The organism is Massilia jejuensis, assembly GCF_042656795.1.
GTDB classification, from domain to species: domain Bacteria; phylum Pseudomonadota; class Gammaproteobacteria; order Burkholderiales; family Burkholderiaceae_D; genus Telluria; species Telluria jejuensis.
In genome coordinates this window covers 1-14,454 of sequence record NZ_JBHSMS010000068.1, presented here as the reverse complement: position 1 = coordinate 14,454, position 14,454 = coordinate 1, and the positions used below count along the sequence as shown (strand labels likewise).

Annotated in this window: 9 protein-coding genes; 7 read left to right on the top strand and 2 right to left on the bottom strand. The window is 66.7% G+C overall.

The window, feature by feature from the left end; genetic code table 11:
* Positions 1 to 37 precede the first annotated feature (37 nt).
* Positions 38 to 2,209 (bottom strand): TonB-dependent receptor family protein, encoded by a 2,172-nt coding sequence (locus tag ACFPOU_RS20020; RefSeq protein ID WP_379725445.1) that lies wholly within the window; start codon positions 2,207 to 2,209, stop codon positions 38 to 40.
* 234 nt (positions 2,210 to 2,443) lie between these two features.
* On the opposite strand from ACFPOU_RS20020, the gene ACFPOU_RS20015 reads away from it, so the two are divergent.
* The 7 genes from ACFPOU_RS20015 to ACFPOU_RS19985 all read left to right on the top strand — a co-directional run bounded on the left by ACFPOU_RS20015 (position 2,444) and on the right by ACFPOU_RS19985 (position 11,919).
* Positions 2,444 to 3,397, top strand: a complete 954-nt coding sequence (locus ACFPOU_RS20015) for a beta-propeller fold lactonase family protein (RefSeq protein WP_379725442.1) — start codon at positions 2,444 to 2,446, stop codon at positions 3,395 to 3,397.
* A 169-nt stretch (positions 3,398 to 3,566) separates the two neighbouring features.
* Positions 3,567 to 5,087, top strand: coding sequence for an aldehyde dehydrogenase (adh, locus tag ACFPOU_RS20010; RefSeq protein WP_379725439.1), 1,521 nt, complete (start codon positions 3,567 to 3,569; stop codon positions 5,085 to 5,087).
* Between the two features lie 118 nt (positions 5,088 to 5,205).
* Positions 5,206 to 5,592 (top strand): DUF779 domain-containing protein, encoded by a 387-nt coding sequence (locus ACFPOU_RS20005; protein WP_379725436.1) that lies wholly within the window; start codon positions 5,206 to 5,208, stop codon positions 5,590 to 5,592.
* Between the two features lie 93 nt (positions 5,593 to 5,685).
* Positions 5,686 to 7,374, top strand: a complete 1,689-nt coding sequence (locus ACFPOU_RS20000) for a PQQ-dependent methanol/ethanol family dehydrogenase (protein WP_379725499.1) — start codon at positions 5,686 to 5,688, stop codon at positions 7,372 to 7,374.
* A 288-nt stretch (positions 7,375 to 7,662) separates the two neighbouring features.
* The gene (locus tag ACFPOU_RS19995) at positions 7,663 to 8,814 is read left to right on the top strand and encodes a porin (protein WP_379725433.1); all 1,152 of its coding nucleotides are present in this window, start codon (positions 7,663 to 7,665) and stop codon (positions 8,812 to 8,814) included.
* Positions 8,815 to 8,869: 55 nt separating this feature from the next.
* Entirely contained in the window at positions 8,870 to 10,930 is a 2,061-nt protein-coding gene (locus ACFPOU_RS19990; protein ID WP_379725430.1) for a 4Fe-4S binding protein, read from the top strand.
* A gap of 14 nt (positions 10,931 to 10,944) precedes the next feature.
* On the top strand, positions 10,945 to 11,919 hold the full coding sequence (locus ACFPOU_RS19985) for an FAD:protein FMN transferase (RefSeq protein ID WP_379725427.1): 975 nt from the start codon (positions 10,945 to 10,947) through the stop codon (positions 11,917 to 11,919).
* A 9-nt stretch (positions 11,920 to 11,928) separates the two neighbouring features.
* On the opposite strand, the gene ACFPOU_RS19980 is transcribed toward ACFPOU_RS19985, so the two are convergent.
* Positions 11,929 to 13,875, bottom strand: coding sequence for a sigma-54-dependent Fis family transcriptional regulator (locus tag ACFPOU_RS19980; protein ID WP_379725424.1), 1,947 nt, complete (start codon positions 13,873 to 13,875; stop codon positions 11,929 to 11,931).
* Positions 13,876 to 14,454: the final 579 nt, after the last annotated feature.

Sequence of the window (14,454 nt, the reverse complement as noted above, 5' to 3'; positions counted from 1 at the left end):
ACGGTGAGCGCGTGGGCGGGGAATCCGCCCACGCCCATCAGAACTGGTACTGTCCACTCACCCCCACCACCCAGTTCCTCCCCGGCGCTCCTTCATAGAACCGCCGATTCGCATCGCCCACGATCACCGACCCGACATACTGCTTGTCGAACAGGTTATTCAGGCGCACGAACTGCTTGAACTTCCACCCGCTCCAGGCCTGGCTGGCCTGTGCCCGCAGATTGAAGATGGCATAGCCCGGCGCGGCCTGCTGGGTATTGGTGTCCTCGGCATACACGCGCCCGTTGGCGATGGTCTCCAGCGCCGCGCCATAGCGGCCCGCCGCTTCCTTCCAGCCCAGCTCCCCGTAGACGCTGGCCTTGGGCACGCCCGGCAAGCGGCTGCCTTTCGGCACGTTGCCAAAACCGGCATCGTAGACGGCGCGCAGCGCCGACAGGGCGAGCTTGGCGTTCCAGCCGGCGCCCAGGTCCGCATCGAGCGACAATTCGCCGCCCTGGCGCAGGGTGGCACTGGCGTTGCGGAAGCTGGTGCGTCCGCCGCTGGCGACGTCGACCACGACCTCGTCGCGCGTCTTTACCTGGAACAGCGCCGCGTTCACCCGCACCTTGTCCGTCACGAGTGTCTTGATGCCCGCTTCCAGGTGCGTGCCGATGGCCGGCTGCAAGTTGAAATTGAAGCCGCCGCCGGCACCCGAATAAAACACTTCGTTCAGGGTCGGGGTCTCGAAGCCGCGCGCCGCGCTCGCATACACGTTCAGGGTCGGCGAGACTTTATAGAGCACGCCGACCAGGGGCGTCGTGTGGCTGTGGCGCACCGCGCCGCTGTCGTTGCCGTTCGACAGGTAGCGGTCGGCCACCTCGAACTTGACGCGGCTGTGGCGCAGGCCGGCCGTGACGACCCAGGCGTCGCGCTCCCATTCGGCCTGCAGGTAGGGGTCGAGGTTCGACACCTTGTCTTCCTCGTCGCGGCGCAGGCGTCCGCGCACGCCGAAGACGTCGCCGACGAAATTCTCGAAGCCCTGGCGCGAATCGAGCGAGCGGCCGGCGTCGATACCGACCGTGGTGCGCAGGGTGCCGCCGCCCAGCTCGCGCACGTCGCGCCAGTTGAGGTCGAGGCCGAGGAATTCGCGGTCGAAGTCGATCACGCCGCCCGAGTGCGTCGGCGGCGCCTGGAAGCCGCGCGAGAAGGACTGGTACTGCACCACGCGCCGGTTGCCGCCGTAGGCCGTCGCCTGCAGGCGATTCGCGCCGAAGCGCTGTTCCCAGGTCACGCCGATCTGCTTGTGGTCGATGCTCTTGCGGGTGTTGTAGCGCTCGGCCAGGGTGCGCCGCGGAGTGGCCGTGTCGGTGGCGTCGATCTCGCCGGCGCGCGGGTCGCGCTGGTAAGTCGCCCAGGTGACGCCGAGCGGGTCTTGCGTGTCGTCCTGGCGCAGGCCGCTGGCGGTGAATACCAGGCGGCTGGCGGCGGAGGGCGCCACCGTCAGCTTGGCATAGGCCTGGTCGCGCCTGGCGGCGCCATGGTCGCGAAAGCCGTCGATGTCGAAGCGCGAGGCGTCGAGCAGGTAGCCGACGCCGTTCGCTTCGCCCTGGGCGTTGACGTCGAGCTTGCGCATGCCGTAGCTGCCGGCCGAAAAGCTCGTCTCGATCGCGGGCGGTCCTTTCGGATCGCGCGTGAACAGCTGGATGACGCCGCCCGAGTGATTCCCGTAGAGCGCCGAGAAGGGGCCGCGCAGCACTTCGATGCGCTCGGCCATGTCGAGGTTGAAGGTGGCGGCCTGGCCCTGGCCGTCGGGCATGGTGGCGGGAATGCCGTCGGCGATCAGGCGCACGCCGCGCACGCCGAAGGCGGAACGGGCGCCGAAGCCGCGCGAGGAAATCTGCAAGTCCTGCGCATAGTTCTGGCGGTCGCGCGCGACCAGGCCCGGCACCGCGGCCAGCGCCTCGGAGGCGTTCACGCGCGGCTGGGTGTCGCGGATCTGCGAGGCGTCGATCACGTCGATCGCGGCCGGCAAGTCGAAACTGGTGTGCTCGGAGCGGCTGCCGGTGACGACCACGACGGCCATCGGCCCCTGCGCCGTACCGGTCGCTGCCGGGGCGGCGGCAGGGGCGGCGGCGGGGGCGGCCGCCGGCGCAGCGGCGGCAAGCGCCGCCAGCGGCCAGCAGGCGCACAGGGCGGCGATCGCGTTCAGGCGAAATGCGTGTTGCGTCATTGTCTCTCCATTGTTGTGATAGCCCCGTTGGCAGGGCTTACTAATTTGCCTGGCAATTTGACTAGCAATATACCTGCCATGGCGAAAACGCGTGCGCACACCGATGGCATGACGCTTGCATTTCTCCCAGTACTCGTCCAGGAATAAACGTGTTGTTGGCTGCCACAATCCACAAGTATTTCCAGTCGAATATTAGCTATCGCGCTCCGCGCTTACCACGACATAAGGATTCCCATGATGCACATGCGCCTTGCAAGCCCCGCCCTGTTGCTGGCCGTCGCGCTGGCCACCTGCCACGCCGGCGCCGCGCCCTTCGCTTACGTGCCGAACGAAAAATCGGCCACCCTCAGCGTGATCGACACCGATAGCGGCGCCTTGGTTCGCGAAATTGCCGCCGGCAAACGGCCGCGCGGCATCGCGGCCGACCCGGCGGGACGCGTCCTGTGGGTCACCGACGCCGGCGCCGGCGCCCTGCTGGCGCTGGACGCCGCCAGCGGCGCCACGCTCGCCAGCGTCGCGGTCGGCAAATCGCCCGAGGGCGTGAGCGCCTCGGCCGACGGCCGCTGGCTGGCCGTGGCGGTCGAGGAGAGCAACAGCGTGGTGCTGGTCGAGGCCGCTACGCGCCGCGTCCTGGCCGAGATCCCGGTCCAGGGACGCAACCCGGAGCACGCCGTGTTCAGCCCGGACGGCAAATGGCTGCTGGTCAGCGCCGAGGACGCCGAACAGGTCGACCTGATCGACGTCGCCGCGCGGCGCCAGAGCGGCAGCGTGGCCGTCGGCCTGCGTCCGCGCGGCATCGCCTTTTCTCCCGACGGCGCGCGGGCCTATGTTGCCTGCGAACTGGCGAACACCGTGGTCGTCATCGACATGGCGACGCGGCGTGCGCTGGCCACCATTCCCGCCGGGCGCAACACGGCCGGCATCGCCGTCCACCCCAGCGGCCGCCAAGTGTATGCCAGCAACGGCATCGACGGCACGGTCACGGTGATCGATGCCGCCACCAACACCGTCACGACCACCATTGCGGTGGGCAAGCGCCCCTGGAACATGGCGCTCACGCCCGACGGGGCCCGCCTGTACGTGGCCAATGGCCGCTCGGGCAGCGTCTCGGTCATCGATACGGCCAGCAATACGCGCCTGAACGACATTCCGGTGGGTGCGCTGCCCTGGGGCGTACTGATCCGCTGATCTGCTGATCCGTTGCGCTGTTTCAATCTGGAGCAGGTGTACCAGAAACACGCGGCGCCGGGCGGTTTTTCCCATGACAGGGGGCTGGCACGGCGCTTGCGAAACGATAGGGGTGCTTCGACACACCCGTTAAGGCTAACGGCCCATAACCACGAAGAAAGAGGATGACATGAATCTCGCAGACATCAGCAAGCTCGGCGTCGCCAATCCGTTCAAGCAACGCTACGACAACTACATCGGCGGCCGGTTCGTGGCGCCAACCAAGGGTGAGTATTTCCCCAACATCACCCCGATCACCGGCCAGCCTTTCTGCGAGATCGCCCGTTCGACCGCCGAAGACATCGAACTGGCGCTCGACGCGGCCCATGAAGCGAAGGAAGCCTGGGGCAAGACTTCGCCGGCCGAGCGCGCCAACATCCTCAACAAGATCGCCGACCGCATCGAGCAGAACCTGACGATGATCGCCACCGCCGAGACCATCGACAACGGCAAGCCGATCCGCGAGACGATGGCGGCCGACATTCCGCTCGCCATCGACCATTTCCGTTATTTTGCCGGCGCCATCCGCGCGCAAGAAGGCTCGATCGCCCAGATCGACCATGAAACCTACGCTTACCACTTCCACGAGCCGCTCGGCGTGGTCGGCCAGATCATTCCGTGGAACTTCCCGATCCTGATGGCGGTCTGGAAGCTGGCGCCAGCCCTGGCGGCCGGCAACTGCGTCGTGCTCAAACCGGCCGAGCAGACCCCGGCCTCGATCCTGGTGCTGATGGAACTCATTGGCGACCTGCTGCCGCCGGGCGTGATCAATGTCGTCAACGGCTTCGGCCTCGAGGCGGGCAAGCCGCTGGCATCGAGCAAGCGCATCGCCAAGATCGCGTTCACGGGCGAAACCGGCACCGGGCGCCTGATCATGCAATACGCTGCGCAGAACCTGATCCCGGTCACGCTGGAACTGGGCGGCAAGTCGCCCAACATCTTCTTCGCCGACGTGATGGATGCGGACGACGAATTCTTCGACAAGTGCCTGGAAGGCTTCGCCATGTTCGCGCTGAACCAGGGCGAAGTGTGCACCTGCCCCTCGCGCGTGCTGATCCAGGAATCGATCTACGAACGGTTCATCGAACGCGCCCTGGCGCGGGTGGCGGCGATCAAGCAGGGCAATCCGCTCGATTCGTCGACCATGATCGGCGCCCAGGCCTCGCAGGAACAGCTGGAAAAAATCCTGTCCTACCTCGACATCGGCCGCCAGGAAGGCGCCGAAGTGCTGGCCGGCGGCGGGCGCAATGACCAGGGCGGCGAACTGTCCGGCGGCTATTACGTGAAGCCGACCGTGTTCAAGGGCGACAACACGATGCGCATCTTCCAGGAAGAGATCTTCGGACCGGTGGTGTCGGTGACGACCTTCAAGGACGAAGCCGATGCGCTGCGCATCGCCAACGATACCTTGTACGGCCTGGGCGCCGGGCTGTGGACGCGCGACGCCTCGCGCGCCTTCCGCATGGGCCGCGCCATCCAGGCCGGCCGCGTCTGGACCAACTGCTACCACCTGTACCCGGCCCACGCCGCCTTCGGTGGCTACAAGCAGTCGGGCATCGGCCGCGAGAACCACAAGATGATGCTCGACCACTATCAGCAGACCAAGAATCTCCTGGTCAGCTACAGCCCGAAAGCGCTGGGCTTCTTCTGATTCCAGGACAGGGCGGTCCGGGTCCCGCCATACCGGCGGGACCTGAGGCCGGCACGTCCCGCGACTCCATAGGTACTCCAATTTTGGAGTGTTTTTAATACATTTTCGGAGATCGGCCATGGCCACTTCGCTCGAGCGCGTGACGGCGACACCGGCCGCGCTGGATTTCATCGAGGAGCTGCGGCGGCGCCATGGCCCGCTGATGTTCTTCCAGTCCGGCGGCTGCTGCGACGGCAGCGCGCCGATGTGCTATCCGGCCGGGGAATTCAACGTCAGCGACAGCGACGTCTATCTCGGCAACCTCGGCGGCACGCCCTTCTACATGGGGATGGAGCAGTTCAGCTACTGGGAACACACGCAGTTGATCATCGACGTCGTCGCCGGCAACGGCGGCATGTTTTCGCTCGACAACGGCACAGGCCGCCGCTTCCTCACCCGCTCACGCCTGTTTACCGACGACGAATGCGCGCTGCTGCGCGCGCAGCCGCCACGCAAGTTCGCTTGACCGCAGCATCACCACAACAACAGGGAGACCATCGTGCAACAACCCATCCTTTGGCTGCTGGCTGGCCTGACAGCCCTCAGCCCCGCCTACGCAATGAATGTCACAAACGCCATGCTGGCCAACGATGCCAAGGAGACCAAGAGTGTCCTCTCGTTCGGCATGGGCACCGAAGGGCAGCGTTATTCGCCGCTCACCAAGATCAACACCCGTACCGTGGGCCAGCTGGTGCCGGCCTGGTCGTTTTCCTTCGGCGGCGAAAAGCAGCGCGGGCAGGAATCGCAGCCGCTGATCCACAACGGCAAGATGTTCGTCACCGCGTCCTACTCGCGCATCTTTGCGGTCGACCTGAAAAGCGGCGCCAAGCTGTGGAAGTACGAGCACCGCCTGCCCGACGGGATCATGCCCTGCTGCGACGTGGTCAACCGCGGGGCCGCCCTGTACGGCAACCTCGTCATCTTCGGCACCCTCGACGCCCAGCTCGTCGCGCTCGACCAGAACACGGGCAAGGTAGTGTGGAAGGAGAAAGTCGACGACTACGCGGCCGGCTATTCGATGACGGCCGCGCCCCTGATCGCCAACGGCCTGCTGATGACGGGCGTGTCGGGCGGCGAATTCGGCGTCGTCGGCCGCGTCGAAGCGAGAAATCCGATGACCGGCGAAATGGTCTGGATGCGTCCTACCGTCGAAGGCCACATGGGCTACCGCTACGACAAGGAAGGCAAGGCCATCGAGAACGGCATCACCGGCACCGTCAACAAGAGCTGGCCGGGCGATCTGTGGAAGACCGGCGGCGCCTCGACCTGGATGGGCGGCACCTATGACGAAAGCACGGGCCTGGCCTATTTCGGCACCGGCAACCCGGCGCCCTGGAACAGCCACCTGCGCCCGGGCGACAACCTGTACTCGTCGTCGACCGTGGCGCTGGACCCGAAGACCGGCCAGATCAAATGGGCTTACCAGAACACGCCCAACGATTCCTGGGACTTCGACGGCGCCAACGAGTTCGTCACCTTCGACATGAACGGCAAGCGCTACGGCGGCAAGGCGGACCGCAACGGCTTCTTCTACGTGATCGACGCCAAGGACGGCAAGCTGCAGAACGCCTTCCCCTTCGTACGCAAGATCACCTGGGCCAGCAGCATCGACCTGAAGACCGGGCGTCCGAACTTCGTCGCCGCCAACCGCCCGAGCGACCCGACCAAGGGCAATGGCGACGGCAAGAAGGGCTCGACCGTGTTCGCCGCACCGGCCTTCCTCGGCGCGAAAAACCAGATGCCGATGGCCTACAGCCCGCAGACCGGCTTGTTCTACGTGCCGGCCAATGAATGGGGCATGGACATCTGGAACGAACCGATCAGCTACAAGAAGGGCGGCGCCTTCCTTGGCGCCGGCTTCACCATCAAGCCGCTGTTCGACGACTACATCGGTGCCCTGCGCGCGGTCGACCCGAAGAGCGGCAAGATCGTCTGGGAAGTCAAGAACGACGCGCCGCTGTGGGGCGGGGTGATGACCACCGCCGGCGGCCTGGTCTTCTACGGCACGCCTGAAGGCTACCTCAAGGCGCTCGACGCCAAGACCGGCAAGGAACTGTGGAAGTTCCAGACCGGCTCCGGCGTGGTGGCGCCGCCGGTGACCTGGGAAGAGGGCGGCGTGCAGTACGTGGCCGTGGTGTCCGGCTGGGGCGGCGCGGTGCCGCTGTGGGGCGGGGAAGTGGCGAAGAAGGTCAATTTCCTCGAGCAGGGCGGTTCGGTCTGGGTCTTCAAACTGCCCACCAGGACTTGATGACTGCGTGGCCGACCTCCAACGGCCATGCTGGCTTGTGGTGCCTTTGCCGACGGCTGTAGCCGTCGGTTTTTTCGTTTCTGGCCCTTGCGACAGCGCCGGCATGGCGGCCTGGCACGCCCCGGTTCCAAAACGGCGCACCGGGCACAGCGGCTGATCCAATTCGGCGCAAAAAAACATGCCAAACCGTCCGTTTCATGCCTTGATGAACCCGGCACGCGATTTGCCATCGTTCTTCGTTGCATCACGTGATGCGACAACCAAAACGAGAGAAGCAGGAGACGGGCGATGAAAAAATTATATGTACTGAGCGCGCTGGCCGCATGCGTGCAGCCGGCCCTGGCGGTCGACATCAAGGCCGGCGACTGGACCGTGTCGGTGGGCGGCATCGTGAACGCCTACTACACGGCCGTCGATTGCGAGGGCGGCGCGGTGGGCGGCCTGGCGCTCGGCGGCGAGGGCCTCGGCTGCGGCGGCAAGGACCGCCGCACCACGATCGGCAACGGCTTGCTGCCCAACGCGCTGATCGCCTCGGCCGCCACCAGCCAGGGCGGGTATGACGTCAAGGCGCTGGTCGGTATCTATGCCGCCACCGCCACCGACAGCGCGATCGCGCAAAACAGCAGCGTCGACGTGCGCCAGGCCTTCTTCACCGTCGGGAACGCGAGCATGGGCAGCGTCAAGCTCGGACGCGATTACGGCATCTTCGGCGCCAACGCCATCCTCAACGACATGACCCTGGTGGGCGCGGGCGCGCCGGTGCAGGCGACCCAGCGCGGACGCGTCGCGCTCGGCCACATCGGCGCCGGCTACAGCTATCTCGGCACCTATGGCCAGATTACCTACAGCACGCCGAAGATGCCCTCGGGCCTGGGCGTCGACCTCGGCGTCATGAGTCCGGTGGCCGATACGCCGGTGGTGGCCGGCTCCGCCTATTCGGCCGACTCGAGCCCGCAGCTGCAGGCGCAGTTGACGCTCACCATGGGAGGCCTGAAAGGCTGGATCGGCGCCAAGGGCCAGCGCTTCGAGCCGGTCGCGGCCACGACGCCGGACTTGTCGATGCGCGCGATCGAGGTGGGCGTGCTGTACCAGGACGGTCCGGCCGGCCTGCTGCTGAACGCCCAGCGCGGTACCGGCCTGGGCATCCTGTCGGACGCCGACCAGGGCCGCGTGCGCAGCACCCACTACCTCGCGCAAGGCACGTACAAGGTAACGGACAAGCTCAAGCTCGGCCTCAGCTACGGACGCAGCGTGAATGCCGACGACACGCTCGGGACCGGCGGCCTGAGATCGAACGCCAACCTGACCGCCGGCGCCTATTACGCCTTGAACAGCGCGGTCACGCTGGTGGCCGAAGCCGGCCAGACGCGCTCGCAAGGCTTCGACGGTGCGCGCGACAAGATGAATGGCATCGCCCTCGGCGGCATCATCTTCTTCTAACGCGGAGCTGGCGGTGCAGGAGCGCGGAATGTGGCCAATGCGGCAGGCAATGCGGATGATCCTGCTTCTGTGGGCGCTGGCGCTCGCTGCCGCGCCCGCGGCGGCGGGCGTCCTGACGCACGCCGATCTCGTACGCCGCTTCCCCGCGCCGCTGACCGTCGGCGAGCGCGCCGCCGATGTGCCGGCCTGGCCGCTCTTCAAGCAAAACGGCACCGCCACCGAACTGGTCGGCTATGTCTTCGAATCGGTCGACCTCGCGCCCATCCCCGGCTTCACGGGCGTGCCGGTCAACCTGCTCGTCGCCATCGATCCGCAAGGCGTGTTCCTCGATGTCGCCGTGCTCTCGCAGCACGAGCCCGTCTTCCTGGACGGCTTGGGCGAAGCGCCGCTGTTCGCCTTCGTCGCCCAGTACAAAGGCGCGTCGCTCGGCCAGAGCATCGAGGTCGGCGGGCCGGGCGGGCCGAACCGGGTGCGTCTCGACGGCGTGTCGAAGGCGACCGCGTCGGTGCGCATCATCAACCAGAGTGTGCTGTCGGCCGCCTTGCAGGTGGCGCGCGCCAAACTGGGCTTTGCCGCCGGACGCGACCCGAGCCGCATCGCCCGCATCCGCGCCGCGCCGGTCGAACCGATGGACCTGCGCGCCTTGCAGCAAGCCGGCCTGCTCGCGCACTTGCGGGTCTTGAACCGCGATGTCGAGGCCCTGTTCGCCGGCAGCGCGGGCGCCGGCCTGGACGCCGAAGCGCTGGCGCAGCCGGACGCGGTGTTCGTCGACCTGTACCTGGCCTGGGCCTCGGTCCCGGGCGCGGGACGCAACCTGCTCGACGCGCCCAGCTGGCGCCGTCTTGCCAATCGCCTCGATCCGGGCGACCACGCCTTCGTGACGCTGAGCGCAGGCCGCCAAGGCATCCTGAGCGAGGACTTCGTGCGCGGCAGCGTGCCGGGCGGGATCGCGCTGCGCCAGGACCGCCTGCCGATCGAGCTGCGCGACCTCGACCTCGAACTGGCGCTGGCGCCCGGCGCCCGGCTGCCGGTGACCGAGATCGTCGCCCTGCGCGTGATCGGCCAGGCCGGGCTCGATCCCGCCCAGCCGCTGGAGTTTTCCCTGCCCATCACGCGCAGCAAGGGCATCGTGTACCCGGAAAAAATCACGCGCGAGCTGCGCCTGCGCTACCAGCTGCCCGCGCGCTACTACATCGCGCCGGAACCGGCGGCGCCGGCCTGGCATGCCAGCTGGCGCCAGCGCCTGCCGCATCTGGCCGTGCTGGGCGCCGCGCTGGCCCTGCTCGGGGTGGCGCTGGCGTTCCCGACGCGCCTGGTGCGCAACGTCAAGCGCCTGGCCTGGCTGCGCCGCGGCTGGCTGCTGTTCACGGTCGTCTTCATCGGCTACGTGGCGCAGGCCCAGCTCTCGATCGTCAACATCACGGGCGTGCTGCAAGCCTTGCGCGCCGGGCGCAGCCTGGGCTTTCTGCTGTTCGATCCGATGTCGCTGGTCTTGATCGTCGTGGTGCTGGTCTCGCTGCTGGCCTGGGGCCGTGGCGCCTTTTGCGGCTGGCTCTGTCCTTACGGGGCGCTGCAGGAGCTGGCCGCCTACGCCGGCAAGCTCGTACGCCTGCCGCAGCTGCGCATCAAGCGCCGCCTCGACCTGGGGCTGAAACGCGTCAAGTACGGGGTGCTGGCGGCGATCGTCCTTGCCAGCCTGTTCGCGCCGTCCCTGGCCGACCGCCTGGTCGAGGTAGAGCCGTTCAAAACGGCGATCACGCTCGGCTTCGTGCGCGCCTGGCCGTTCGTCGCCTGGGCGGCAGGACTGCTGGCGCTGTCGATGGTGTCCTATAAATTCTTTTGCCGCTACCTGTGCCCGTTCGGCGCGGCGCTGGCGCTGCTGGGGAAGGTGCGCATGCTCGACTGGATCCCGCGCCGCGCCGAATGCGGCACGCCCTGCCAGACCTGCCGCCACCGCTGCGCCTATGGCGCCATCGACCCGGCCGGCAAGGTGCAGTACGACGAGTGTTTTCAATGCCTCGATTGCGTGGCGATCATCGAAAGCGATGCGCTATGCGCGCCGCGCATCCAGGAAAAAAAACGTGCGCGGTCGATTCCGATCGTGCCGGCGCTATGAAGGGAGAGCAGACAATGGAACGACGGCGATTCATGGCGGCCAGTCTCGGCACGATGCTGGGGGCGCCGGCAGCGGGGGCGTCCCACGCGCCCCTGCATCATGGCGCGGCGCTTGCGTTCGGTACGACGGTGGGCGTCAGCGTGCGCCATGCCGATGCCGGCCTGGCGCGCCTGGCCATTCGCGATGCCCTGGCCAGCGTACAGAGCGTCGACCGCCTGATGAGCATTTACGATCCGGCCAGCGAGGTGGCGCGCCTGAATCGCGATGGCGTGCTGGCGCGGCCCGATCCGCACCTGCTGGCGGTATTGCGCCATGCGCGCGCGCTGTCGCAATTGACCGCCGGCGCCTTCGACATCACCGTGCAGCCGCTGTGGCAGGCCGGCGCGCATGCGGCCAGCGCCGGCAGGCTCGCGTCGAGCCGCGAACGCGCGCAGGCGCGCGCGCTGGTTGGCTGGAACCTGGTCGACGCCTCGCCCGAACGCGTGGTGCTGCGCAAACCCGGCATGCGCATCACGCTCAACGGCCTGGCGCAGGGTTATGCCGCCGACCTGGCGCTGCGCGCGGTGCGGGCGCACGGCGTGGTCCACGCCCTGCTCGATACGGGCGAATTCGCCGCCACCGGCGATGCGGGCGCGCGTCCCTGGCAGCTCGGCGTGCCCGATCCGCGCGTGCCCGGGCGCCTTGCCGCGGCGGTGCGCCTCGACGGGCGCTGCATCGCCACCTCGGGCGACTATGAGGCCGTGTTCTCGCCCGACCGCCTGCACCACCACATCGTCGATCCGGCCACGGGCGACTCGCCTCTTGAGCTGGCCAGCGTCACCGTGGTCGCGCCGAGCGGCATCGAAGCGGACGGGCTGTCGACCGCCTTCATGGTGCTGGGCAGCCACAGCGCCCATGCGCTGGCCGCGCGCCTGCCCGGCGTCGACCTGCTCACGATCGACAAGCCGGGCCGGGTGCGGCGCTCGCCCGGTTTTCCCGAGCTGGCGTAAGTGGCGGGCCTACTTGAGATGGGGCAGCTTGCGGTAGATCGTATTGCGCGACACGCCCAGTGCGCGCGCGGTGGCCGAGACGTTGCCGCCGTGCGCCTCGAGCGATTTGAGAATGGCGCTCAATTCCATCTCTTCGAGGTTGGCGCCGTTGGCGATCATGCGTTCGGCGCTGGCCATGGACGCGACAGGCGCTGCCTGGTCGATATCGTCGAGGAAGTCGTCGGGCATGTGGCGCAGGCCGATTTCCTGCTCGTCGCCGGCCATGATGACGGCCGTGCGCAGCAGGTTGGTGAGCTGGCGGAAGTTGCCCGGCCATTTATGCTGGCGAAACAGGCGCAGCACTTCGTCCGACACCGTATAGCTGCCGCCATCGGACTCGAGGGACAGGATCTTGCGCACCACCGTGTCGAGATCGGTGCGGTCGCGCAGCGGCGGCAGTTTCACGACCAGCCCGTTGAGGCGGTAGTACAGGTCTTCGCGGAACAGCCCGCGCGCGATGCGCTCGCGCAGGTTGTGGTTGGTGGCGCAGATCAGTTCGACATTGACGGGGATTGACTTGCCGCTGCCGAGCGGCGTGACCATCCGCTCCTGCAGCACGCGCAGCAAGTGCGCCTGCAGGCTGACCGGCATGTCGCCGATCTCGTCGAGAAAAAGCGTGCCGCCGTTCGCCTGCAGGATCTTGCCGACCGCCCCCTTCTTGCGTGCGCCGGTAAAGGCGCCTTCTTCGTAGCCGAACAGTTCGGACTCGATCAGCGTTTCTGGAATCGAGGCGCAGTTCACGGCCACGAAGGGGCCTTGCGCGCGCGGCGAATCGTTGTGGATCGCCTGGGCCAGCAATTCCTTGCCGGTGCCGGTTTCGCCCATGACCAGGATCGGAATATCGCGTCCCAGCACCTTGTTCACCTTGGCGATCACCTGGGCCAGTTGCGGGTCGCCGGTGTCGAGGTAGCGCAGGCCGGACAGGCGGCGCGAACGTGCGGCGGGCGGTGCCGCGACCGGCGTCCTCGCTTCGACCGGGCTGGTCAGCGCATGCACGCCGCTGCCCAGGCGCAGCTGGGCGCGTGCGCGCACGCGCACGCCGTTGTGCATGCACAGGTCGAGCAGGCAGGGCGCGGCGGTGCGGTAGTGGTCGAACAGAGCCGCGACCGGCAAGCCGAACAGGGAACTGAAGGTATGCGACTGCAGCGCCGGGTAGGATAGGCCGAGCTGGAACAGGCCGTTGCGGTTCGCGGCCAGGAAACGTCCACCCGGACTGAAGGAAGCAATTCCTTCCATCAGGGTGCCGATGAATTCCGGCCGGGCGTGGAAGTGCAGCGTGATCGCATGCTCGAAAGTGGCCGAGAACAGCTGGTTCTCGATCATCAGTGCCGACATGCGCACCAGGGCCATGGTGTGCTTGTGATAGCTGCGCTGGTCACCGCTTACATCGAGCACGCCGACCACGCGCCCCTGGTGGTCGGTGATCGGCGCGGCCGAACAAGTCAGAAAGTGGTTTTCGGCGAGGAAGTGCTGGTCGGCGTGTACCAGGGACGGGGCCTTCTCGACGATGGCGGTGCCGATCGCATTCGTGCCGCGCCGCTCTTCCGACCAGGCCACGCCCGGCGTGAGCGCGACGCGGTTCGCTTTTTCGAGGAAGTCGGCATCGCCCAGCGAGTGGACGATGACGCCCTGCGCATCGGTCAGCAACACCATGTTATGGGTATTGACGATTTGCTGGTAGAGCGTCTCCATGGCCGGTACCGCATGGGTGTGCAGCATGCGGTTCTGCTCGACCAGCAGCGTCAGGTCGTTGCGGGCCAGCGGGCCGAAATCCGGGCGGGCGCCAGGACACAGGCCATAGCCTTCGGAGCGACGGTGCGAGGTTTCGATCAGGGCTGCCGTGTCGCCATTCCAGGCAGTACCGGACAGGGGCAAGCCAGGGCCGTCCAGCCGTGACGCAGAGTCTCGGTGCAACATTCCATGTCTCCTTTGTGGCCCTGGCCTGCGGCTCTCGCACTGGGAATTGATTGTCCTCTAATGTAGCACCTGTCTCTGAACTGAGCAAACAATAGGCAGTTGCGCTACAGCCGGGGGGGGGCGACAGGGGCGGCGCCGTGTTGTTGTCTGTTGTATTAGCAAGGCCGATGCCAGCGCAGCTGCATCAAAAAGGCCTTGCCGCCGGTGGGGCGCCTTGCTATGATTCGCCTCCTGCTTCGGCAGGCCCGCTGAAAACGGCACCGCAACAAGGTGTTGCGCGGACAGAGGAAGCCGCGCAAAGCGCGGTGCACGCAAGAAAAAGAGTTTGACGAAAATCGCGAAACACTGCATAATCTCATCTCTCTGCTGCTGACGAACACAACGATTCGCAGAACACGGCAAGGCAGTACCGAATACGGTTCTTTAACAATTAACAGTCGATAAGTGTGGGCGTTTGATGAAGGTGCCAGGAACTTCGGTTCCTGATTACTTAAATTATCAAATGTTCACGAAGAAGAAATACGTTGCTCAGCGATGAGTGACGGTCAGTATTTTGAGTGAGCGACCCCTTAGCAATGA